The 21510-nt window shown below is 70.5% G+C and carries 21 protein-coding genes and 1 tRNA gene; 13 read left to right on the forward strand and 9 right to left on the reverse strand.

The features are described from left to right. Positions 1 to 76: 76 nt before the first annotated feature. From M4D53_RS00570 to M4D53_RS00585, 4 genes are all read right to left on the reverse strand, one after another. Entirely contained in the window at positions 77 to 1180 is a 1104-nt protein-coding gene (locus M4D53_RS00570) for a phosphate ABC transporter substrate-binding protein PstS (RefSeq protein ID WP_187662093.1), read from the reverse strand. 237 nt (positions 1181 to 1417) lie between these two features. Continuing rightward, positions 1418 to 2404: an NUDIX hydrolase gene (locus tag M4D53_RS00575; RefSeq protein ID WP_259951403.1), complete on the reverse strand. Its 987-nt coding sequence runs from the start codon at positions 2402 to 2404 to the stop codon at positions 1418 to 1420. Continuing rightward, positions 2401 to 4569 (reverse strand): RNA degradosome polyphosphate kinase, encoded by a 2169-nt coding sequence (locus M4D53_RS00580; protein WP_187662091.1) that lies wholly within the window; start codon positions 4567 to 4569, stop codon positions 2401 to 2403. Before M4D53_RS00580 ends, M4D53_RS00575 begins: the two co-directional genes overlap by 4 nt. A 45-nt stretch (positions 4570 to 4614) precedes the next feature. Beyond that, entirely contained in the window at positions 4615 to 5298 is a 684-nt protein-coding gene (locus tag M4D53_RS00585; protein ID WP_060923071.1) for a winged helix-turn-helix transcriptional regulator, read from the reverse strand. Positions 5299 to 5372: 74 nt separating this feature from the next. On the opposite strand from M4D53_RS00585, the gene M4D53_RS00590 reads away from it, so the two are divergent. The 3 genes from M4D53_RS00590 to ygfZ all read left to right on the forward strand — a co-directional run bounded on the left by M4D53_RS00590 (position 5373) and on the right by ygfZ (position 7544). Beyond that, positions 5373 to 5663: a hypothetical protein gene (locus M4D53_RS00590; RefSeq protein ID WP_187662090.1), complete on the forward strand. Its 291-nt coding sequence runs from the start codon at positions 5373 to 5375 to the stop codon at positions 5661 to 5663. Positions 5664 to 5813: 150 nt separating this feature from the next. Continuing rightward, positions 5814 to 6416, forward strand: coding sequence for a nitrobindin family protein (locus M4D53_RS00595; protein WP_259951404.1), 603 nt, complete (start codon positions 5814 to 5816; stop codon positions 6414 to 6416). Positions 6417 to 6428: 12 nt separating this feature from the next. Continuing rightward, positions 6429 to 7544, forward strand: coding sequence for a CAF17-like 4Fe-4S cluster assembly/insertion protein YgfZ (gene ygfZ / locus M4D53_RS00600; RefSeq protein ID WP_259951405.1), 1116 nt, complete (start codon positions 6429 to 6431; stop codon positions 7542 to 7544). Positions 7545 to 7559: 15 nt separating this feature from the next. Here the strand turns inward: ygfZ and M4D53_RS00605 are convergent, their stop codons facing one another. Continuing rightward, positions 7560 to 8381 (reverse strand): class I SAM-dependent methyltransferase, encoded by an 822-nt coding sequence (locus M4D53_RS00605; RefSeq protein WP_259951406.1) that lies wholly within the window; start codon positions 8379 to 8381, stop codon positions 7560 to 7562. Positions 8382 to 8441: 60 nt separating this feature from the next. Between M4D53_RS00605 and M4D53_RS00610 the strand changes: the two genes are divergently transcribed. Further along, entirely contained in the window at positions 8442 to 9191 is a 750-nt protein-coding gene (locus M4D53_RS00610) for a phosphoglyceromutase (RefSeq protein WP_101848551.1), read from the forward strand. Positions 9192 to 9272: 81 nt separating this feature from the next. Here M4D53_RS00610 and phoU read toward each other — a convergent pair whose 3' ends face one another. Continuing rightward, entirely contained in the window at positions 9273 to 9971 is a 699-nt protein-coding gene (phoU, locus tag M4D53_RS00615) for a phosphate signaling complex protein PhoU (protein WP_187662086.1), read from the reverse strand. Positions 9972 to 10186: 215 nt separating this feature from the next. Between phoU and M4D53_RS00620 the strand changes: the two genes are divergently transcribed. Both M4D53_RS00620 and M4D53_RS00625 read left to right on the forward strand, forming a co-directional pair. Then, positions 10187 to 11410, forward strand: coding sequence for a sensor histidine kinase (locus M4D53_RS00620; RefSeq protein ID WP_259951407.1), 1224 nt, complete (start codon positions 10187 to 10189; stop codon positions 11408 to 11410). Beyond that, positions 11407 to 12090 (forward strand): response regulator, encoded by a 684-nt coding sequence (locus tag M4D53_RS00625; protein WP_071328841.1) that lies wholly within the window; start codon positions 11407 to 11409, stop codon positions 12088 to 12090. The genes M4D53_RS00620 and M4D53_RS00625 overlap by 4 nt, the downstream gene beginning before the upstream one ends. A 58-nt stretch (positions 12091 to 12148) precedes the next feature. Here the strand turns inward: M4D53_RS00625 and M4D53_RS00630 are convergent, their stop codons facing one another. After that, positions 12149 to 12619 (reverse strand): DNA modification methylase, encoded by a 471-nt coding sequence (locus tag M4D53_RS00630; RefSeq protein WP_187662084.1) that lies wholly within the window; start codon positions 12617 to 12619, stop codon positions 12149 to 12151. Positions 12620 to 12753: 134 nt separating this feature from the next. Here M4D53_RS00630 and M4D53_RS00635 point away from each other — a divergent pair, with 134 nt between their 5' ends. From M4D53_RS00635 to M4D53_RS00655, 5 genes are all read left to right on the forward strand, one after another. After that, complete coding sequence (locus tag M4D53_RS00635) at positions 12754 to 13236, forward strand: CarD family transcriptional regulator (protein WP_045255828.1); 483 nt, start codon at positions 12754 to 12756, stop codon at positions 13234 to 13236. 68 nt (positions 13237 to 13304) lie between these two features. Then, on the forward strand, positions 13305 to 14552 hold the full coding sequence (ispD, locus tag M4D53_RS00640; protein ID WP_259951409.1) for a 2-C-methyl-D-erythritol 4-phosphate cytidylyltransferase: 1248 nt from the start codon (positions 13305 to 13307) through the stop codon (positions 14550 to 14552). A gap of 9 nt (positions 14553 to 14561) precedes the next feature. After that, positions 14562 to 15968, forward strand: coding sequence for a cysteine--tRNA ligase (gene cysS, locus M4D53_RS00645; protein WP_259951410.1), 1407 nt, complete (start codon positions 14562 to 14564; stop codon positions 15966 to 15968). Then, positions 15961 to 16965, forward strand: a complete 1005-nt coding sequence (gene rlmB, locus M4D53_RS00650) for a 23S rRNA (guanosine(2251)-2'-O)-methyltransferase RlmB (RefSeq protein ID WP_187662081.1) — start codon at positions 15961 to 15963, stop codon at positions 16963 to 16965. Before cysS ends, rlmB begins: the two co-directional genes overlap by 8 nt. 15 nt (positions 16966 to 16980) lie before the next feature. Beyond that, on the forward strand, positions 16981 to 17622 hold the full coding sequence (locus M4D53_RS00655; protein WP_259951411.1) for an NAD(P)-dependent oxidoreductase: 642 nt from the start codon (positions 16981 to 16983) through the stop codon (positions 17620 to 17622). A 36-nt stretch (positions 17623 to 17658) separates the two neighbouring features. Here the strand turns inward: M4D53_RS00655 and M4D53_RS00660 are convergent, their stop codons facing one another. Further along, positions 17659 to 18960: a DUF4032 domain-containing protein gene (locus M4D53_RS00660; protein WP_259951412.1), complete on the reverse strand. Its 1302-nt coding sequence runs from the start codon at positions 18958 to 18960 to the stop codon at positions 17659 to 17661. Positions 18961 to 19039: 79 nt separating this feature from the next. Beyond that, positions 19040 to 20143, reverse strand: coding sequence for an ABC transporter ATP-binding protein (locus tag M4D53_RS00665; RefSeq protein ID WP_187662078.1), 1104 nt, complete (start codon positions 20141 to 20143; stop codon positions 19040 to 19042). Between the two features lie 228 nt (positions 20144 to 20371). Between M4D53_RS00665 and M4D53_RS00670 the strand changes: the two genes are divergently transcribed. Both M4D53_RS00670 and M4D53_RS00675 read left to right on the forward strand, forming a co-directional pair. After that, positions 20372 to 21322 carry a thioredoxin domain-containing protein gene (locus tag M4D53_RS00670; protein ID WP_187662077.1) on the forward strand — a complete coding sequence of 317 codons (951 nt, stop codon included), beginning with the start codon at positions 20372 to 20374 and terminating at the stop codon, positions 21320 to 21322. Between the two features lie 42 nt (positions 21323 to 21364). Further along, positions 21365 to 21437: transfer RNA gene (locus M4D53_RS00675), tRNA-Thr, on the forward strand. The last annotated feature ends 73 nt before the right edge of the window (positions 21438 to 21510 follow it).

Consider the following 21510-nt stretch of genomic DNA (forward strand, 5'->3'; position numbering starts at 1 on the left):
GATCGGGTGCTGACCTGGCGGAGCCCCCGCGCCCGCTCGGGGACGCGGGGGCACCGTCGTCAGTGGATCGGCAGGATCAGCCGACCTGGATCAGGTCGATCGCGGCCTGGACCTGCTCGCGCAGGCCGTCCGAGATCGGGGCGCTGCCGGCGTTCTCCGCGGCGGCATCCTGGCCCTCGGCGCTCGCGACGTACGTGAAGTACTCCTTCACGAGCTCCGCGACGTTGCTGTCCTCGTACTGCTCGCAGCCGATGAGGTAGCTGACCAGGGCGATCGGGTAGGCGCCGTCCGCGGCAGCGGCCGGGTCGACGTCGAAGACGAGGTCACCCTCGCCACGGCCCTCGGCGAGCGGCGAGCCCTCGACGAGCTTCGCGGCGGCCTCGGCCGAGTAGGCGACGAAGTCCTCGCCGACGCCCACGGCGACCTGGCCGAGGCCGTCCGCCTGCGAGGCGTCGAGGAAGCCGATGGCGCCGTTGCCGGCGGTGAGAGCCTGCTTGACACCCGAGGTGCCCTGAGCAGCCTCGCCGCCCTGGATCGGCCACTCGTCCGAGACCTCGTAGGTCCAGACGTCGGGGGCCGTCGCGCTGAGGTACTTGGCGAAGGTCTCCTGCGTGCCGGAAGGGTCGGAGCGGTGCACCGGCGAGATGGCCAGGTCGGGCAGCTCGACGCCGTCGTTGAGGGCCGCGATGGCCTCGTCGTTCCAGTTGGTGATCGTGCCGGCGAAGATGCCCGCGATCGTGGCGGCGTCGAGGTTCAGCGTGTCGATGCCCTCGAGGTTGAAGGCGACCGCGACGGGGGAGATGTAGAGGGGGACCTCGACGATGTCGTCGGTGGTGCAGGCGCCGAAGCCGCCGGCGGCGATCTCCTCGTCGTTGAACGCGCGGTCGGAGCCGATGAAGTTGCTGCCGCCCTCGAGGAAGTTCTCGCGGCCGGTGCCGGAGCCGGTGGGCTCGTAGTTGACCGTCACGTCGGGGTTGGCCGTCTGGAATGCGGCGACCCAGGCCTCCTGGGCTGCGGTCTGCGAGGACGCGCCGGTCGCGTCGATCGTGCCGGAGAGCGTGGACTCCGAGGGCTCTTCGCTGGAGCCGCCGGTTCCGCCTTCGTTCGCGGCACAGCCGGCGAGGGCGAGAGCGGCGACGGCGCCGATGGCGCCGATTCGTGCGATTCGGGAGATCTTCACTGTGGATCCTTCGATCTTGGAGGGGTGGGGCCCGGTGCAGGGCACACAGTGACGCTAGGGGCGACGGTTAACGAGACTCTCCCGCGCAGGTGAACGGCAGGTGAACGGCCAGCGACTCTCTGGGGCCGATCCCCGTCGTTGTGCGGGTCCCAGGGGCGCCTCCTCCGTTCGAATCGCCCACTGTGCGCCATCCCCGGCCCGGATGCAGCCACGTGAGCGACTCGAACGAGGGAGGGGTCAGACCTTCGGCGCGTGGGTCTCGATCGAGATGATGCCGGAGCCGGGGTTCGTCGCCGAGACATGCGCCACGGAGAACGCGCCGGTCTCCAGATCGGCGGCGCTGCTGACGTAGGAGCCGTGCACGGTGCCGGTCGCGAGGGCGATCTCCGAGAGGAGCGCGGGGAGCACGGGGCCGTGACTGCAGAGCACCGCGGGCTTGCCGGCACGGATGCGGCGACCGACGACGGAGCGGAGGTCGGCGACGCCGTCCTCCCATGCGTCCTGGCTGATCTTCTCGGTGAGGACCGGCTTGCGGTCCAGGGCCTTGGCGAGCGGGGTGACGGTCTGCACGCAGCGCACCGCGTCGCTGGTGACGATCTTGCGCACGCCGAAAGCGCGGAGCGGTCCGACGATGGCCTTGGCCTGCCGCTTCCCGCGGTCGGTGAGCGGCCGGGCCGCGTCCGCCTTGTCCCACTCCGACCGGGGCAGGGCCTTCGCGTGCCGGAGGGCGATCACCGGGAAGGTCCGCAGCACGCCGTCGTCCACCAGCGCCGCGAACGCATCGAGGATCTCGAGGTCCACCGGGTAGCTCAGCGCGGCACGCGCCTTCTTCACGCTGACCCACTCGAGGGCGGCGATCTCGCGGTTCGGCACGAACGTCGAGGCGCGGATCGCGGCATCCGTGGCCTCGGCCGCCCAGTAGTGGACGACCTTCTGCTTGCGGGACGCGAGGTGATAGCGGCTGATCCCGACGGGGACGCCGAGGGCCACCCGGATGCCGGTCTCCTCGTGCACCTCGCGCACGGCGGTCTCCGCGAGCATCTCGCCCGGGTCGACCTTGCCCTTCGGGAGGGTGACGTCGCGGTACTTGGTGCGGTGGATGAGCAGGATGCGCAGCTTGCCGTCGACCAGACGCCACACGACGGCCCCGGCCGCATACACGGCCTTGTCCGCCCACTTCGCGTCCGCCGCGGACGCCGGGAGCTGGACCTGCCGCGCCGTCATCGAACCGCCCGCGCCCGACGACGTCGCTGGATCATCCCCATGGTCTTATCCTGCAGGTCGACGAGCGGCTTGCCATCGGCATCCACGGCGTGGCGCTCCCACACTCCGTCGCGGCCGAGATGCCACGACGAGGTCTGGTCGTCCATCGCCAGGTCGAAGAAGGCGGTCAGCTCCTTGAGGTGCGCGGGGTCGGTGACCCGCACCAGGGCCTCGACGCGACGGTCGAGGTTGCGGTGCATCATGTCGGCACTGCCGATGTACACCTGCGGGTCGCCGTCGTTCTCGAACGTGAAGATGCGGGAGTGCTCGAGGTAGCGGCCGAGGATGCTGCGGACCGTGATGTTGTCGCTGATCCCGTCGAGATCGGTCCGCAGGCTGCAGATGCCGCGCACCCACACGTCGACCTTCACCCCGGCGGCACTGGCGCGGTACAGCGCGTCGATGATCTCCTCGTCGACCATCGAGTTGACCTTGATGCGGATGTGCGCGGGCTTTCCCGACTCGGCGATCCGGCGTTCCGCGTCGATCAGCCGGACGAGGCCCTTGCGGAGGTGGAGCGGGGCGACGAGCAGACGCTTGAACTTCTTCTCGATCGCGTATCCGCTGAGCTCGTTGAACAGCCGCGTGAGATCCTTGCCGACCTGGGCGTCGGCGGTGAACAGCCCGAAGTCCTCGTAGATGCGGCTGGTCTTCGGGTTGTAGTTGCCGGTGCCGACGTGCGAGTAGTGCTGGAGCTTGCCGTCCTCCTCGCGGATCACGAGGGCGAGCTTGCAGTGCGTCTTGAGGCCGACCAGGCCGTACACCACGTGCACGCCGGCCTTCTCCAGCTTGCGCGCCCACACGATGTTGTTCGCCTCGTCGAATCGCGCCTTCACCTCGACGAGCGCGAGCACCTGCTTGCCTGCCTCGGCCGCGTCGATGAGGGCCTGCACGACGGGGCTGTCTCCGGAGGTCCGGTACAGCGTCTGCTTGATGGCGAGCACGTGCGGGTCGCGGGCGGCCTGCTCGAGGAACGCCTGCACGCTCGTGGTGAAGGACTCGTACGGGTGGTGCACGAGGACGTCGGACTTGCGGATCGCCTTGAAGATGTCGGCTCGGTTGCTCGACCCCGCGGGCTGGAAGGCGACGGCGGTGGTGGGCAGGTGCGGCGGGTACCGCAGGTCCGGACGGTCGATCCGCGACAGGTCGAACAGGCCGCGCAGGTCGAGGGGACCAGGGAGGCGATAGACCTCCAGGTCCGTGATGTCGAGTTCCCGGACCAGCAGGTCCATGGTGACATCGTCCATGTCATCGGTGATCTCGAGCCGGATCGGAGGGCCGAACCGACGACGCAGCAGCTCGGCTTCGAGTGCCTGGATGAGGTTCTCGCTCTCGTCCTCCTCGATCTCCACGTCCTCGTTGCGGGTGAGGCGGAACGCGTGGTGGTCGAGCACCTCCATGCCGGGGAAGAGGTCGCCGAGGTGGTTGGCGATGAGTTCCTCCAGCCGCAGGAAGCGCTTGATCTCGCCGCCGCCCGGCACCTCGACGAAGCGCGGCAGCATGGGCGGCACCTTGAGTCGCGCGAACTCCTGCCGGCCGGTCCGCGCGTTGCGGATGCGGATGGCGAGGTTCAGGGAGAGGCCGGAGATGTACGGGAACGGGTGCGCCGGGTCGACCGCGAGCGGCATCAGCACCGGGAAGACCTGCGCCCCGAAGTAGTCCGACAGCGCCCGGCGCTCGTCGTCGGTGAGATCGGACCACTCGGTGATCTCGATGCCGGAGTCGGCGAGAGCGGGACGGACGAGCGTCGTCCACGCGTCCGCGTGGCGGAGCTGGAGCGCGTGGGCCTCCCGCGAGATGTCGGCGAGGGCGTCGACGGGGGAGCGCCCGATGTTGGTCGGCACGGCGAGACCGGTCATGATGCGCCGCTTGAGCCCGGCGACACGCACCATGAAGAACTCGTCGAGGTTGCTGGCGAAGATCGCCAGGAAGTTCGCCCGCTCCAGCTCCGGCAGCGACGGATCCTCCGCGAGTTCCAGCACGCGCTGGTTGAACGCGAGCCAGCTCAGCTCGCGGTCCAGATAGCGGTGGTCGGGGAGCTGCGAGTCCGGCGCCTCGACGGCGTCGTCGAAGTCGTCGTCTTCGGCGTCACCGAGGCCGGCGTCGGCGAGTGCGGGATCGATCATGGGGTACATCTAAGCACCGGCAGGTGTCGGACGTGTGAACAGCGGTCAGCGCGAGCCGACCAGGCTGTCGTCCTCGTAGACGTTGAAGCGGTAACCGACGTTGCGCACCGTTCCGATGATCTGCTCCTGATCGCCGAGCTTGGCGCGCAGCCGCCGCACGTGCACGTCGACGGTCCTGGTACCGCCGAAGTAGTCGTACCCCCACACCTCGCTCAGCAGCTGCTCACGGGTGAACACCCGCGAGGGATGGGTCGCGAGGAAGTGCAGGAGCTGGAACTCCTTGTAGGTGAGGTCGAGCGGTCGCCCGTGCAGCTTCGCCGAGTACGACTGCTCGTCGATCGTGACCCCGGAGGCCTGCACGCGCGCCGGCTCCGCGACCTCGTCCCGTCGGGCGAGCGCGAGGCGCACGCGGGCGTCGATCTCGGCGGGGCCGGCGGTGGACAGCAGCACATCGTCGATGCCCCATTCGCCCGACAGTGCGCTCATGCCGCCCTCGGTCACGACGAGCAGGAGCGGCGCATCCTGCCCGGTCGCCCGCAGCAGACGGCACAGCGACTTCGCCCCGACGAGGTCGTGACGGCCGTCGACGATCACGATGTCGTACTCCGGGGCGTTGATGAGCTGGGCCGGCTCGGCGGGGATCTGCCGCGTGCGATGACTCAGCAGCTCGAGGGCGGGCAGCACCTGCTCCGAGAGCGGAGCATTGGTCAGAACCAGCACCAGGGCCACGCGCACTCCTCACCGGCGGGGGGATCGACGCCGTGCCGCCATGATAGCGGCCGCCGATGCGCAAGAATGGTGACATGTCAGAACCGGCTCTCGCGCCCCGCAACGCCTTCACCGGCGTGATCGCGGTCTGGGCGACCGCGTTCGTCGGCAGCATCGTCATCGGGATCTTCGCTCCGGAGGAGTGGCGGATCCCCTGGATGCTCGTGGGCTTCGGTGCGGTCGTGCTCCTCTCCTTCGCGGTGCAGCTCTGGTACGGCCGCACGCAGGGCTTCATCTTCCGCGTCGCGAGCAGCGTGACGGGCTCCCTGCTGCTGATGGGGATCATCTCCGTCGGCTTCGGCCTGGCCGCCCTCATCCCTGCCTGAGCCGGATCGCCGGGGGTAAGGTGGAGGTCATGGACATCATGGCGCTCGAAATCTTCTTCATCGGCCTGCTGGGCCTGGCGAGCCTCGCGATCGTGTTCGTCTCGGCCGTGGTGCTGCGCAACCTCTTCCGCGGCCAGCGCTGACGACATCGTGATCGAGCTCCCCACAGACCTCCCCGCCGACCTCGCCCCGCTGGCGTGGTTGATCGGCGTGTGGGAGGGCTCCGGGGTGATCGACTACCCCGTCGGGGAGGAGCGGCTGCAGGGGGAGTTCACCCATCGCGTGAGCTTCAGCCATGACGGCGGACCGTTCCTCAACTACGCGGCGACCGCGACGTTCGTCGGCGACGATGCCGCACCCGCCGTCCCACTGACCGCCGAGTCCGGGTTCTGGCGACTGGCGCGACCGGCTGCGGCGACCGATGCGGGTCCCGCCCTGCTCCCGCCGACGGCGACGCCCGTGACCCGCACCGTCGACGACGTCGAGACGCTGCGATCGCCCAACGGCGCCTTCCCACTCGAGGTGTCGCTGGCCCGCTCGGACGGCATGCTCGAGTACTACGTCGGTGAGATCAACGGTCCTCGTGTCGACCTCTCGTCCGACGCCATCGTGCGCGGCGCCGGTGCCAAGGACTACGCCTCCGCCTCGCGGATGTACGGGCTCGTCGACGGGCACCTGCTGTGGGCGTGGGACATCGCGGCCCTCGGCACACCTCTGCGGGCGCACGCCTCGGCGCGTCTCGCCCGCGTCTGAACGGAGCACACCGTGAGCAGCAGCGTCTTCGACGGCGTCCCCGGAGCGATCACGGGTGAGCGCGGGATCGCCCACTTCGGCGATCCCTTCCGCGAGCAGCGGCGTCTCGCAACCGGAACGGCCATCGCGCCCCTCGACGACCGGACGGTCATCGAGGTGTCCGGCCCCGAACGCCTCCCGTGGCTCGACTCCATCACGTCCCAGGCGGTGAGCGGCTTGCGCGCAGGGGAGAGCACCGAGCTCCTCGTGCTCGACCCGCAGGGGCGGGTGGAGCACGCGGCCGGCGTCCTCGACGACGGCATCTCGACCTGGCTCCTCGCGGACGCCGGCGACGCCGAGGGACTCGCGACGTGGCTGACACGGATGAAGTTCCGCACCCAGGCCACCGTCGAGCTGCGCCCCGACCTCGCGCTGCTCGGATTCGTCGACGGCGGCTCCGCTGCCGACCGCGTGCGCGGCCTCGACGGTGTGCGGGTGTGGGTCGACCCCTGGCAGCGCATCAGCGTGGGCGGCCACCAGTACGCCGCGGTGCCCTCCCACCCCGGGGCGGACCTCGCCTGGCGGATCGGCATCGTGCCCGAGACGGCGGCGCGCGCACTCGGCGCTGACCTCGACCGCGAGGACGTCGCCGGGCTGCTCGCCGCCGAGGCCCTGCGGATCGCCGCCTGGCGTCCGCGCTGGGCGGCCGAGGTCGACGAGCGGTCGTTGCCGCACGAGTCGGACTGGCTCCGCAGTGCCGTGCACTTGAACAAGGGCTGCTACCGCGGCCAGGAGACGGTCGCGAAGGTGCACAACCTCGGGCATCCGCCGCGGCGTCTCGCCCTGCTCCAGCTCGACGGCAGCGACGCCGTGCTTCCGGAACCCGGTGCTCCGGTGTTCGCGGGTGATGACGAGGTCGGGCACATCACCTCCTCCGCGCGGCATCACGAGGACGGGCCGATCGCCCTCGCCCTCCTGTCCCGCCGTGCCCCCGTCGGCGACCTCGTCGTCCGCGCCGAGGGGATCGACATCGCCGCGTCCCAGCAGATCATCGTGCCCGCGGACGCCGGCGCCACCGCGGATGTGCCGCGACTGACGCGGCTGTCCCGCCGTCCCACAGCGCCGGATCCCCGCGACGCCGGAGTCTGAGCTGACGGGCGCCGGTCAGACCGGTGCCACCGCCTCCCACGGCAGGGTGAGCTCTCCCAGTCGCCAGCGGCTCCGTCCGCCCTGCACGGGCCAGCCCTGCGCGCGCAGGGCGGCCACCGCGGCGAGGAAACGCTGCGTGGCTCCGAAGGTCGACAGGGGAGCGGCGCGCTCCCACTCCCGGTCCAGGTCGACGAGCAGTGCGTGGATGCGCTCGCCGGGGACGTTGCGATGGATGAGGGCCTTGGGCAGCCGCTCCGCGACGATGCTCGGGACCTCGAGTCCGCGGAGGCGAAGGGAGATGGAGAAACGGAGGGGAGCGCCGACGGGATCGACATCCACCCAGCTCGCGACGCGCCCGATCTCGTCGCAGGTCCCCTCCACCAGCAGTCCTTCCGGCGAGAGGCGGTGCGCCATCGTCCGCCAGGCGCCTGCGACCTCGGCTTCGTCGTACTGCCGCAGGACGTTCATCGCCCGGATGACGGCGGGGCGCCGGCCGTCAGGGAGCGGCACCTCGAATCCGCCGCGGGCGAAGGAGACGCGGAGGTCGGCGGGGAATGGAGTCCGGCCGGCTCGGACCTCGCCGAGCTGCTGCTCTGCGGTGGACACCCGCTCCGGATCGAGTTCCAGACCGCGCACCTCCGCGTCCGGCCGCACTCGTCGCAGTCGTGCGGCCAGCTCGAACGCGGTCACCCCGCTCGCCCCGAACCCGAGGTCGACGACGAGCGGGTCCGCGGCGCGACGGAAGGCGGGGGAGGCGGCGATCCACCGGTCGTTCCGACGCAGCCGGTTCGTCCCGGTCGTGCCGCGGGTCGGCCGACCGAGGGGAGATGACGCCATGCGTCCATCCTCCCTCCTCCGCCGCTGCGCCCGCTCCGCGCCCCCGGATAAACTGGCGACATGACTGCGAAGCGCACCCTGATCCTGCTCCGCCACGGCCAGAGCGAGTGGAACGAACTGAACCTCTTCACCGGCTGGGTGGACGTCCGCCTGACCGAGCAGGGCAAGGGCGAGGCCCGTCGCGGCGGTGAGCTGCTCGCCGAGTCCGGCATCCTGCCCGACGTGCTGCACACGTCGCTGCTGAGCCGAGCCATCCAGACCGCCGACATCGCGCTGGATGCGGCCGACCGGCTGTGGATCCCGGTGAAGCGGTCGTGGCGCCTCAACGAGCGTCACTACGGCGCTCTGCAGGGCAAGGACAAGGCACAGACCCTCGAGGAGTTCGGCCCGGAGCAGTTCCAGCTGTGGCGCCGCTCGTTCGACGTCCCGCCGCCCCCGCTGGACGACGCGAGCGAGTTCAGCCAGGTGGGCGACGCCCGGTACGAGGGCATCGACGGCGAGGTGCCGCGCACGGAATCGCTCAAGCTCGTCATCGACCGCCTCCTGCCGTACTGGGACGCGGAGATCGTCCCCGACCTCGAAGCCGGCAAGACCGTGCTCGTGACGGCACACGGCAACTCGCTGCGCGGCCTCGTCAAGCACCTCGAGGGGATCAGCGACGACGACATCGCCGGCCTGAACATTCCGACCGGCATCCCGCTCGTGTACGAACTCGACGAGAACAACGCGCCGACCGGTCCCGGCCGCTACCTCGACCCGGAGGCCGCCGCCGCCGGTGCTGCGGCCGTGGCCGCCCAGGGCAAGAAGTAACCGAGACCCCGGTTTCACGTCGAGACCCCCTGCTGCAGGCGACTGCAGCAGGGGGTCTCGGCGGTAAGGCGGGGTTTCGGGTCAGGCGTGACCGAGCTGCTCCTGCTGCTCCACCGCGAGGGCGATGTCCTCCTCCTCGACGTGCCAGTCACCCGTCGCGAGGTAGACGACCTTCTTGGCGACGGCGACCGCGTGGTCCGCGAACCGCTCGTGGTACCGGCTGGCGAGCGTCGCGTCGACCGTGGCGACGGCCTCGCCCTTCCAGTTGTCGCTGAGCACCTTCTCGAAGACGCTGGCGTGCAGCTCGTCGACGTCGTCATCGGCGTTGCGGATGGCGTCCGCGAACTTGAGGTCCTGCGTGCGCAGGAGCTCGGCGAGCGTGCGGGAGATCTCCACGTCCAGCTCGCCCATCTTCACGAAGGTGCCCTTGAGGCCCTTCGGGATCGCGCGCTCCGGGAACCGCAGCCGCGCGAGCTGGGCGATGTGCTCGGACATGTCGCCCATCCGCTCCAGGGACGCGCTGACGCGGAGCGCCGTGACGACGATGCGGAGGTCGCGCGCGACCGGCTGCTGCCGGGCGAGGATCTCGATGGCCTGCTCGTCCAGCGCGACCGCGAGCTCGTCGATCTTGGCGTCGTCGGCGATGACCTCCTCGGCCAGCGCGACGTCGCTCGTGGCGAAGGCGCGGGTGGCCTTGTCGATGGAGACCGTCACGAGCTCGGCGATCTCGACGAGGCGGGACTGCAGGTCCTCGAGGGACTGGTGGAAGACTTCGCGCATGGTGGGCGCAACCTTTCGTTCGGATCCCGGCTGACGGTCCAGCGCGGGGCGGCGGGGCGTCCGCATGGGGGAGGACTGCGCGCGCGCAGGCCTGAAGCGATTGTCTGCTCCGAAGGTTAACGAACGGTGCCCAGCGAGTGAATAGTACGTCTCCGCTCCCCGTGATGGCGCGGGAACCCGCCGGATCGACGGTGAACGCGCTCTACGCTGGAGTCATGACCCTGCCGCAGCTCGCGCTGTCCTCCCTCGCCATCGGGTTGGCGATCGGCGTGGGCCTCTCGCTCCTCGTGGTCTGGGCGTACCGCGCCCGGGCGCGGGCGGAGGAGGAGACCTCGATGGTCATCCCGACCGGGATCACCGACGTGCTGCGCAGCATGGACGATGCCGCGTGCGTCGTGGACGTCTCGGGGCTCGTGCTGGCCACCTCCAAGGCCGCGGCGCGTTTCGGGATCGAGGTCGGGTCGACGCTCGACAATCCGGAGCTCCGGCAGCTCGTGCGCGGTGTGCGCTCGACGGGGGAGACCGCGACGGCCTCGATGCGGATCACCCGCGGCGGTCTCAGTCTCGACCCCCGGCTCGTGTCGGCCAGGGCGAGCGCGATCGGCACGCGCCTCGTGCTCCTCATCATCCGGGACGTGACCGAGCAGGAGCGCCTCGATCAGATGCGCCGCGACTTCGTGGCCAACACGAGCCACGAGCTGAAGACGCCCGTCGGCGCGGTGAGCCTGCTCGCCGAGGCCATCGAGTCCGCCGCCGACGATCCCGCTCAGGTCCGCGCGTTCGCCTCCCGGATCTCGGCGGAGGCCGGCCGGCTCGGCCAGCTCACCGGGCGCATCATGAGCCTGTCGCGGCTGCAGGCGGAGGACGGGCTGACCGAGGTCGCGCCCGTCTCGATCGACGAGGTCATCGCCTCCTCGATCGAGGCCCATGTCGTGCAGGCGGACTCGGCCGGCGTCGAACTCGCCCGCGGCGGCGACCGCGGCGTGTGGGTCCGCGGCGACGCGCAGATCCTCATCGAGGCCGTCGGCAACCTCATCGCCAACGCGATCGTCTACTCGCCCCGCGGCTCCCGGGTGGGCGTCGGGGTGAAGGCCGACGACGACGTCGTGGAGATCGCCGTGTCCGACCAGGGCATCGGGATCGTCGAGGCCGATCGCGAGCGCATCTTCGAGCGGTTCTACCGTGCCGACGAAGCCCGCTCGCGGCGCACCGGCGGCACCGGCCTCGGGCTGTCCATCGTCAAGCACGCCACTCAGCGGCACGGGGGAGAGGTGCGGCTGTGGTCGCGCCCCGGCCGAGGATCGACGTTCACCATCCGCCTGCCCCGCATCGACGCCCCCGCGAACAGCGGGCAGGGCAAGAAGAGCAAGAAGAAGCGCGCACGCAAGGCCGCCCCCGCGACCGGGGCGACGCGCGTCCGAAACGGAGAGACCGCATGACCCGCATCCTTCTCGTCGAAGACGAGCCCGACCTCGCCGACCCCCTCGCGTACCTGCTGCGCCGCGAGGGCTACGAGGTCGAGATCGCCGAGGACGGTCCCGGTGCGCTGACGGCGTTCCGGGAGCGCGGCGCCGACATCGTGCTCCTCGACCTCATGCTGCCGGGGATGCCGGGGACCGAGGTGTGCCGTCAGATCCGTTCGACGTCGGCGGTGCCGATCATCATGCTGACCGCCAAGGACTCCGAGGTCGACATCGTGGTCGGGCTCGAGCTCGGCGCCGACGACTACATCACCAAGCCCTACTCGTCGCGGGAGCTCCTCGCCCGGATGCGGGCGGTGCTGCGACGCGTCGTGCAGGCCGAGGGCGAGTTGGACGAACGGGTGCTGGAGGGCGGGCGCGTCTCGCTCGACATCGATCGGCACACGGTGTCGGTCGCCGGCGAGCAGATCAATATGCCGCTGAAGGAGTTCGAGCTTCTGGAGGTGCTGATGCGCAACTCCGGTCGGGTGCTCACGCGCGGCCAGCTCATCGACCGCGTCTGGGGGAGCGACTACTTCGGCGACACCAAGACGCTCGACGTCCACATCAAGCGCATCCGCTCGCGGATCGAGGAGAACCCCAGCGAGCCGGTGATGCTCGTGACCGTCCGCGGCCTGGGATATCGCTTCGAGGGCTGACGACAGACAGAAGAGGCCGGCACCCGCGGGTGCCGGCCTCTTCTGTTTGTCTGCGGACTCAGTCCTGCGGAGCGAGGTCCGAGTAGTACGGCAGCGTGCCGTCGAGGACCGGGATCTCGGTCGTCACACCGGCGGAGTCGCCGGACTGGAAGTGCATCGCGACGGTCGCGCCGGGCATCGTGTCGAGGCCGGTGATCTCCACGGGCTCCTCGTCGGCGCCGAAGCTGATCCTTCCGCCGGCAGGCACGGTGATCTGGAAGGGGTCGCCGCCCTCCAGCGAGACCGTGAGGGTGGCGCGGTCCTGCGACGGGTTGACCACGGCGCCGACGAAGTTGCCGACCGAGCCGTCCTCGTTCGCGATGATCAGGGCGTTGCGCACGGCGATGGGGCCGTCCTGATCGGAGACGTTCACGCCGTCGGAGGCGGCGTACTCGGTCTTCGTCGCCTGAGGGGTGATGAATGTGCACCCGGTCGCGCCGAGCAGAACGAGGGCGCTGATGGCGGCAGACGCGACAAGGCGCGATTTCACGGGTCCTCCTGAGGTCCGACGGGATATCCCTCCCCATTCTATGGGTAAGTCCGGAGCGCGCAGGGAACAGGGAGCGCGAACCTTAGCGCATATCCCCTGTGGTATCCTTGAGGTTGCCGAAAGGACATGTTTTTATGCTTTTTGAGGTTGGCGAGACCGTCGTCTATCCGCACCATGGCGCTGCGACCATCATCGAGGTCAAGGAGCGCATCATCAAGGGCGAGGCGAAGAAGTACCTGAAGCTCAACGTCACGCAGGGTGATCTCATCATCGAGGTCCCGGCTGAGAACGTCGACCTCGTCGGCGTTCGCGACGTGATCGGCAAGGAGGGCCTCGACCACGTGTTCGAGGTGCTGCGCGCGCCGTTCACGGAGGAGCCCACCAACTGGTCGCGCCGATACAAGGCGAACCTGGAGAAGCTCGCGTCCGGCGATGTCATCAAGGTGAGCGAGGTCGTGCGCGACCTCTGGCGCCGTGACCAGGACCGCGGCCTGTCCGCGGGTGAGAAGCGGATGCTGGCCAAGGCCCGGCAGATCCTCATCTCCGAGCTGGCGCTGGCCGAGAAGATCGATGAGGACAAGGCGGGCGCACTGCTCGACGAGGTCCTCGCGTCCTGAGACGTCCTCCACGAAAGGCGGGTGCTGCGGCACCCGCCTTTCGTCGTTCCCGCGGGTAACGTGAAGCTGTGAGCATCCTCCCCGTCCCGCACACCGCGATCATCGTCGTCGCCGCCGGCTCCGGCACCCGTCTCGAGGCGGGGGCACCCAAGGCCTTCGTCGGCATCGACGGGCGCACGATCCTGCGGCATGCCCTCGACGGTGTCTTCGCGGCGGCCCCGATGCAGGTCGTGGTGGTCGCCCCGTCGGGCTACGAAGGTGACGCGCAGACGGAGCTGCTGGCGGCTGCCGGCGATCGCGCCGACCTGGGCCGCGTGGTCACGGGAGGAGCGACGCGGCAGGAGTCCGTCGCCGCCGGACTCGCGGCCCTGTGGGGAGACATCACGACGGTGCTCGTGCACGATGCCGCCCGCGCCCTCACGCCGCCTACCGTCATCGATGCCGTGGCGGCGGCCGTGGTCGGCGACGCCGGAGCGGTGCCGAGTCTGCCCGTGGTCGACACGCTCAAGCGGGTGGCCGACGGCCTCGTCGTCGGCGCCGTGGATCGCGCGGAGCTCGCGGCCGCGCAGACGCCGCAGGGATTCCCGCGCCGATTGCTGGAAGCGGCGTACGCGGAGGCGACAGCCCAGGGCGCCGAGTACACGGATGACGCCGCGCTCTTCGCCGCAGCCGGGAATGCGGTGCGGCTGGTGCCCGGCTCGGAGCGTTCGTTCAAGATCACCACCCCCGCCGACCTCGAGCGCGCGCGCCTCCTCGTGGCGACGACTCCGGGGGCGCCCTCCGCGGCGGCGCGGCCGTCGGCGGTCGTGGTCGACGCTCCCCGCGTGGGGATCGGCACGGACGTGCATGCCTTCGGCGGCGACGGGGCGCTGTGGCTGGCGGGGCTGGAATGGCCGGGGGAGCCCGCGCTCTCCGGGCACTCCGACGGCGACGCCGTCGCCCACGCCATCGTCGACGCGCTGCTCGGGGCTGCAGGGCTCGGCGACATCGGGCAGCACTTCGGCACGGCCCATCCGGAGTACGCGGGGGCTCACGCGGACGTCTTCCTCTCCCGCACCGGGGAGCTCCTGGCGGAGGCGGGGTTCGCGATCGGCAACGTGTCCGTCCAGTTCCAGGGCAACCGTCCGCGATTCAGCGGACGCCGCGGGGAGGCCGAGGCGGCGCTGTCGGCGGCGCTCGGGGGCGCCCCGGTGACGGTCACGGCCACGACGACGGACGGTCTCGGGTTCCCCGGGCGGGGCGAGGGGATCGCGGTCACGGCCGTCGCCGTCGTCATCCCGCGACCGGAGCGGGGTCTCCCAGCGCCCGCCGAGTAGGCTTGAGCGGTGACTCTCCGCCTCTACGACACCCGCGCACAGCTGCTGCGCGACTTCGTGCCTCTCGATCCCGAGAACATCACGATGTACGTCTGCGGACCCACGGTGCAGTCCGGACCGCACATCGGTCACGTCAGAGCTGCTCTGAGCTTCGATCTCCTTCGCCGCTGGCTGACATACCGCCACGGGCGCGTGACCTTCGTGCGCAACGTCACCGACATCGACGACAAGGTCCTCGCGAACGCCTCGGAGTCCGAGCCGTGGTGGGCGCTCGCCTACCGGATGGAGCAGGAGTTCGCCGCCGCCTACGCCGGCATCGGCATCCTCCCGCCCACTTACGAACCGCGTGCGACGGCCTCCGTGCCGCAGATGCAGGAGCTCATCGCGCTGCTCATCGACCGAGGCCACGCGTACCCCGCTCCCGATGGCTCGGGAGACGTGTACTTCGACGTGCGCTCCTGGCCGTCCTACGGCGACCTCACCCACCAGTCCGTGGACGCGATGGAAGCCGCGCAGGACGCCGACCCGCGCGGCAAGCGCAACCCGCAGGACTTCGCCCTCTGGAAGGGCGCCAAGGCCGACGAGCCCGCCGACGCGACGTGGGCGTCGCCGTGGGGTGCCGGGCGCCCCGGCTGGCACATCGAGTGCTCGGCCATGGCGAAGCGGTACCTCGGTGCGGAGTTCGACATCCACGGCGGGGGACTGGACCTGCGGTTCCCGCATCACGAGAACGAGCTCGCGCAGTCGAGTGCAGCGGGCGACGGCTTCGCCCGGTACTGGGTGCACAACGGCCTCGTGACCGTCGACGGACAGAAGATGTCGAAGTCGCTCGGCAACTTCACGCTCGCGCGGGACGTGCTCGCTGAGCGGGACCCGCTCGTCGTGCGCTACGCCCTCGCGGCGGCGCACTACCGATCGAGCCTCGACCTCTCGGAATCCTCCTGGGCGGAAGCGGAGGCGGCGCTCGGCCGCATCCGCTCCTTCCTGGAGCGGGCGCTCCGCGCGGCCGGCGACGGGATCGGCGCCGATGACGCGCAGAGCCTGCCCTCGGCGTTCATCGATGCGATGGACGACGACCTGGGTGTGCCGCAGGCGCTGGCCGTCGTGCACGAGAGCGTGCGGGCCGGGAACTCGGCTCTGGACGCGGGCGACACCGCAGCGGCCCTGGACGCGGCGCGGGCGGTGCTCGGCATGACCGGTGTGCTCGGCCTCGTCGAGGACGCGGGCTCCCGTAAGGCCGGGGATGCGCAGGCAGCGGCGCTCGACGCGCTGGTGCAGGAGATGATCGCGCAGCGCGCCACCGCGCGCGCGGAGAAGGACTGGGCGGCGGCGGATCGCATCCGAGACGCGATCGCCGCCGCAGGAATCACGCTGGAGGACACTCCGGCCGGAACTCATTGGAGTATCGATGGCTAAGCCAGGGCGCCCCGGCGCGAGCAAGGGAAACAAGAAGGGCCCCACCAAGGGCACGGGAGGTCTGGGGCGCAAGGCGCTCGAGGGGCGTGGCCCCACGCCGAAGGCGGAGGACCGCGCGTGGCACCCCGCCGGTAAGCGCAAGGCCGCGGCCGAGCGCTTCGCCGCGGCCGGGGGCAAGGGCAAGCCCGGCGGGCGTCCGGCCTCCGGGGGCAACCCGAACCGCACCGCCAGGTCGAAGGACAACACCACCGACACCGAGACGGTCACCGGCCGCAACTCGGTGCTCGAGGCGCTGCGGGCGAAGATCCCGGCGACCGCGATGTACATCGCGCAGCGTGTCGAGATGGACGACCGGGTCAAGGAGATGCTGTCGATCGCGACCCACCGGGACATCCCGGTGCTCGAGGTCACCCGCCAGGAGCTCGACCGCATGGCCGGCTTCGACGGCGTGCACCAGGGCGTGGCGCTCAAGGTGCCGCCGTACGAGTACGCCCACCCGCAGGACCTGCTGGAGGAGGTCATCGACCGCGGCGAGACGCCGCTGTTCGTCGCCCTCGACGGCATCACGGACCCCCGCAACCTCGGCGCGATCATCCGCTCGACGGCGGCGTTCGGCGGCCACGGCATCATCCTGCCGCAGCGTCGCTCCGCCGGTGTGAACTCCGCGGCGTGGAAGACGAGTGCGGGGGCGGCGGCGCGCATCCCGGTCGCCCTGGCATCGAACCTCACCACCCAGCTCAAGGAGTTCAAGAAGCAGGGCGTCTTCGTGCTCGGGCTCGACGGCGACGGCGACGTGTCGCTGCCGGCGCTGGAGCTGGCGGACCGCCCCGTCGTCATCGTCGTGGGCTCGGAGGGCAAGGGCCTGTCCCGCCTCGTGACCGAGACCTGCGACCAGATCGTCTCCATCCCCATCTCCGCGGCGACCGAGTCGCTGAACGCGGGCATCGCGGCCTCGGTCGCGCTGTACCAGGTCGCGACCGTCCGCGCCGCGGACTGACCGAGAGGAACACGCATGGCCCGCATCATCGTCCTGGGAGGAACCGGCTACGCCGGACGCCACATCGTCGCGGAGGCGGTGAGCCGTGATCACGCGGTCGTCGCCATCTCGCGCTCGACCCCCGCGGATCCGGTCGCGGGTGCGGCCTACGTGCAGGGGTCGGCGCTCGACCCCGCGACGCTGACCGAGGCGTTCGCGGGAGCGGACGCCGTGGTCTCCGCGCTCTCGCCGCGCGGTGACATGGAGGACCGCGTCCTCGAGGCGCTGACGAACGTGGTCGCGCTGCTCGACGGCACCGAGACGCGGCTCGGCGTCGTGGGCGGCGCGGGCGGCAGCCTCGTCGCGCCGGGCGGTCCCCGTCTGTTCGATCAGGGCTTCCCGGAGGAGTACAAGCACGAGGCGCAGGTCGGCATCGACTCGCTCGCGCTCCTGGAGCGCACGGCCGAGAGCCTGGACTGGTTCTTCGTGCACCCGGCCGAGGTCTTCGGACCGTGGGCCGAGGGGGAGCGCACCGGTCGCTATCGGGACGGCGGCGACGTGCTCGTCCGCGATGAGGACGGCAAGTCCTACATCTCCGGGGCGGACTTCGCCGTCGCGATCGTCGACGAGATCGAGCAGGGCAACCACCACCGCGAGCGGTTCACCGTCGGCTACTGACGCCGTCCGCCCCGGCGCCGGTTCGGAGGGGCGGCCTCAGACGAGGTCGCGCCAGTCCACCTCGTCGTCGTCGCCGAGCGCCAGCGTGCCGGTGACGACGGGCAGGCCCATCGTCTCCGTCGGGGGTCCCATGATGGTGGCTTCGTCGCGCCGGTGGCGGAGCACATCGTTGATGTAGCTCGTCAGCACCTCCGCGAGGGACACCGAGCGTCCCTGCGCCTGCGACAGATACCAGCGGTGCTCCAGCACCTGGTGGAACACCTCGGCCGGCTCCAGCTTGGCGCGCAGGTCGTACGGGATGGCGCGCACGACGGGCTCGAAGACGCGCGTGAGCCACTCGTGCGCGTACATCTCCTCGTCCGCCCACTGCTTGGTGGAGCGGGCACGGAACTCGTCGAGGTCGTTGAGGAGCCGTCGCGCCTGGTTCTCCTCGACGTCGAGACCGGTGAGGCGGATGAGTCGGCGCTGGTGGTGTCCCGCGTCGACGACCTTGGGCTGGATCTCCACCACGGTGCCGTCCGCGGTCGTCGACATCGACATCTCGTCGATGTCGAAGCCGAGGGCGTTGAGCCGCTCGACCCGCTCGGTGATGCGCCAGGTCTCGGCGGCGGAGAAGGACTCCTGCGCGGTGAGCTCGGCCCACAGCGAGCGGTAGGAGGACACGATGCCGTCCGCGATGGCGACCGCGTCGACGCCGTGCTCCAGCCGACCGCCCGCGGCGAGGTCCATGATCTCACCGGCGATGTTCGTGCGGGCGAGATCGAGATCGTAGGCGCGCTGTCCGTCCGTCAGGCCCTCCTCGTGCAGCTCCCCGGTCTCCGCGTCCACGAGGTACGCCGCGAACGCTCCGGCGTCCCGGCGGAACAGGGTGTTGGAGAGCGAGACGTCGCCCCAGTAGAAGCCGACGTTGTGCAGACGCACGAGCAGCAGGGCCAGCGCGTCGACGAGACGGGTGGCCGTGTCCGGGCGGAGCACCCGGGTGAAGAGCGCCCGGTACGGCATCGAGAAGCGCAGGTGCGAGGTGACCAGCGCCGCGGGCAACGGATCACCCGACGAGTCCGTGCGGCCGGCGATCACCGCGACCCGCTCCACGCACGGCACGTCGAGGCGCGCGAGGTTGCCGAGCATCTCGTACTCCCGCCGTGCCATCTCGGTCGTCGTCTCCTTGACGGCCACCACGCGACCCGAGAGGTCCGCGAAGCGGACGAGGTGGCGCGAGAGGCCTTTGGGGAGGGAGACGATGTGCTCGGACGGCCACTTCTCCAGGGGCGTCGACCACGGCAGGGCGAGCAGCCCGGGGTCGACCGTCTTGGCGGTGATCCGGAGGGATTCCTGCATGGGGACTCCTGAGGGGTGCCGGGGAAAAGACGCGGCGCGGGCGACCGAAGTCAGCCCGCGCCGCGGTGGAGGTGTCCGATCAGGCCGAGACGACTGGCTTGTCGTTCAGGCGGTCGCCGGACTCGAGGTCGAACGCGTGCACGTGACCCGGGTTCGCGGCGAGGGTGACGGTCTCCCCGGCGTTCGGGTGGTTGCGGCCGTCGACGCGGGCGACGAGGTCGGTGCGCTTGCCGTTGATCTCGGTGTGGCCGTAGAGGTAGCCGTCGGCGCCGAGCTCCTCGACGAGGTCGACGACGACCGAGAGGCCCTGACCGTCGGCCGGGCCGACGGTGATGTCCTCGGGGCGGACGCCCACGGTGACCTGGGAGCCGTTGGCACGGCCGACGGTGTCGCGGTCGAGCGGGACGACCTCGGTACCGAAGCGCACGCCGCCGTCGGCCAGGTCGGCCGAGAACAGGTTCATCGCGGGCGAGCCGATGAAGCCGGCGACGAAGACGTTCTCCGGCTTCTCGTACAGGTCGCGCGGCGAACCGACCTGCTGGAGCAGACCGTCCTTCAGCACGGCGATGCGGTCACCCATGGTGAGCGCCTCGGTCTGGTCGTGCGTGACGTAGACCGTGGTGACGCCGAGGCGGCGCTGCAGCGACGCGATCTGCGTACGGGTCTGGACGCGGAGCTTGGCGTCGAGGTTCGACAGCGGCTCGTCCATGAGGAAGACCTGGGGCTGACGGACGATCGCGCGACCCATGGCGACACGCTGACGCTGACCACCGGAGAGCGCCTTCGGCTTGCGGGTGAGGTACTGCTCCAGGTCGAGGAGCTTCGCGGCCTCGAGGACGCGTGCGGCACGCTCCTCCTTGCCGACGCCGGCGATCTTGAGCGCGAAGCCCATGTTCTCGGCGACGGTCATGTGCGGGTACAGCGCGTAGTTCTGGAACACCATCGCGATGTCGCGGTCCTTCGGCGGCACATCGGTGACGTCGCGGTCGCCGATGAGGATGCGGCCGGAGTTGACCTCTTCGAGGCCGGCGAGCATGCGGAGGGAGGTGGACTTACCGCAACCGGAGGGACCGACCAGGACGAGGAACTCGCCGTCTCCCACCTCGAGGTTGAGCTTGTCGACAGCCGGACGGGTGCCGCCGGGGTACAGGCGGGTGGCCTCGTCGAAAGTCACAGATGCCATCGTGTTTCTCCTTCACCGGCAGGTACGTGCCGGACGATCCGTAGTGAATGAAGCGGCGGAGCGACCCGCCGTGACCCTCCATCGGGTCGGGATCAGTATGGCACGAACGGCCGCACCTGGGTATTTCTCAGCCTCACTGGTTAGCATCGAACCCGGCCGTGCGCAGCGGCGATCACCGCCCGACGGTGGTCGGGGCCAACCCGGACCCCCTGAGACTCAAGAGGAACGATGTCGAGCGACGAAACGCCGAACGTCCCCGCCCCTCGCAATTCGCGCGAGGCCGTGCGGGAGAAGGCACAGAAGGTGCACGCCCAGCAGTCGCGGGCGCGTCTGATGCGACGGATCATCATCGGCGCGGTCGCGATCATCGCGGTCGGCGCGATCGGGACCGCGGTGACGCTCGCCGTGACCTCGCAGACGTCCAAGCCGCAGCTCAGCCCGAGCGGCATGGAGGCCGACGGCGTCGTGGTGACGGACATCGCCTCCGCCGCCATCGCCGGCACCGCCTCCGCCACGCCGGAGCCCGAGCCCACGGAGGCCGGTGCGACCGAGACCCCGGCACCGGAGCCCACCGCGGCCGGTGCGGTGGACGTGCACGTGTACGTCGACTACCTCTCGCCCGACGCCGGCAAGTTCGAGCGCGCCAACGCCCGTCTGCTCGCGCAGTGGATCGAGGACGGCGCCGCGACCGTGAGCTACCACCCGGTCGCCCTGCTCACCGCCAGCTCCAACGGCACCAAGTACTCGCTGCGCTCCGCTGCCGCCGCCGCCTGCGTCGCCACGCACTCGCCGGACCAGTTCTACGCGTTCAACCACGACCTCCTCGACGACCAGCCCGACGTGGGCAGCGACGGGATGTCCGACGAGGAGCTCGCCAACCTCGCGGGCGCCGTGGGCGTGGACGACGCGAAGACCGTGCGCTCGTGCATCGAGGACGGCGACTACGTCAACTGGGCGAAGGAGGCGACGACGCGTGCGCTCAAGGGGCCGCTTCCCGGCTCCGACGACCTCGTGCTCACCGCCGCCCCGATGATCGTCGTCAACGGCGAGGCCTATGTCGGCGCGCTGGACGACCCGCAGGAGCTGTCGACGTTCGTCATGTCCGTCGCCAGCGAGGCGTACTACGAGTCGACGTCCCCGACGCCGACCCCGACCGCCACCTCGGCGCCGGCGGAGTAGACCGCCGCGCGTCCCCGCCATCGCTAAGCTGTGATGGCATCCGCCGACTTGGCGCAATTGGTAGCGCACCGTACTTGTAATACGGGGGTTACGGGTTCGAGTCCCGTAGTCGGCTCCGCACGCGAAGGCCCGCATGCCCTGGGAAACACCGGGGATGCGGGCCTTCTGTTCATCCAGGTGAGGAGGGC

The sequence above is a fragment of the Microbacterium meiriae genome (genome assembly GCF_025143875.1).
In the GTDB taxonomy this organism is placed as follows: Bacteria; Actinomycetota; Actinomycetes; order Actinomycetales; family Microbacteriaceae; genus Microbacterium; species Microbacterium meiriae.

Excerpts from the sequence above, each read along its gene's own strand:
- M4D53_RS00575 (WP_259951403.1), bottom strand. The coding sequence starts at position 2,404 with ATGACGGCGCGGCAGGTCCAGCTCCCGGCGTCCGCGGCGGACGCGAAG.
- M4D53_RS00580 (WP_187662091.1), bottom strand. The coding sequence starts at position 4,569 with ATGATCGATCCCGCACTCGCCGACGCCGGCCTCGGTGACGCCGAAGAC.
- M4D53_RS00590 (WP_187662090.1), top strand. The coding sequence starts at position 5,373 with ATGTCAGAACCGGCTCTCGCGCCCCGCAACGCCTTCACCGGCGTGATC.
- M4D53_RS00605 (WP_259951406.1), bottom strand. The coding sequence starts at position 8,381 with ATGGCGTCATCTCCCCTCGGTCGGCCGACCCGCGGCACGACCGGGACG.
- M4D53_RS00610 (WP_101848551.1), top strand. The coding sequence starts at position 8,442 with ATGACTGCGAAGCGCACCCTGATCCTGCTCCGCCACGGCCAGAGCGAG.
- phoU (WP_187662086.1), bottom strand. The coding sequence starts at position 9,971 with ATGCGCGAAGTCTTCCACCAGTCCCTCGAGGACCTGCAGTCCCGCCTC.
- M4D53_RS00620 (WP_259951407.1), top strand. The coding sequence starts at position 10,187 with ATGACCCTGCCGCAGCTCGCGCTGTCCTCCCTCGCCATCGGGTTGGCG.
- M4D53_RS00625 (WP_071328841.1), top strand. The coding sequence starts at position 11,407 with ATGACCCGCATCCTTCTCGTCGAAGACGAGCCCGACCTCGCCGACCCC.
- M4D53_RS00635 (WP_045255828.1), top strand. The coding sequence starts at position 12,754 with ATGCTTTTTGAGGTTGGCGAGACCGTCGTCTATCCGCACCATGGCGCT.
- rlmB (WP_187662081.1), top strand. The coding sequence starts at position 15,961 with ATGGCTAAGCCAGGGCGCCCCGGCGCGAGCAAGGGAAACAAGAAGGGC.
- M4D53_RS00655 (WP_259951411.1), top strand. The coding sequence starts at position 16,981 with ATGGCCCGCATCATCGTCCTGGGAGGAACCGGCTACGCCGGACGCCAC.
- M4D53_RS00660 (WP_259951412.1), bottom strand. The coding sequence starts at position 18,960 with ATGCAGGAATCCCTCCGGATCACCGCCAAGACGGTCGACCCCGGGCTG.
- M4D53_RS00665 (WP_187662078.1), bottom strand. The coding sequence starts at position 20,143 with ATGGCATCTGTGACTTTCGACGAGGCCACCCGCCTGTACCCCGGCGGC.
- M4D53_RS00670 (WP_187662077.1), top strand. The coding sequence starts at position 20,372 with ATGTCGAGCGACGAAACGCCGAACGTCCCCGCCCCTCGCAATTCGCGC.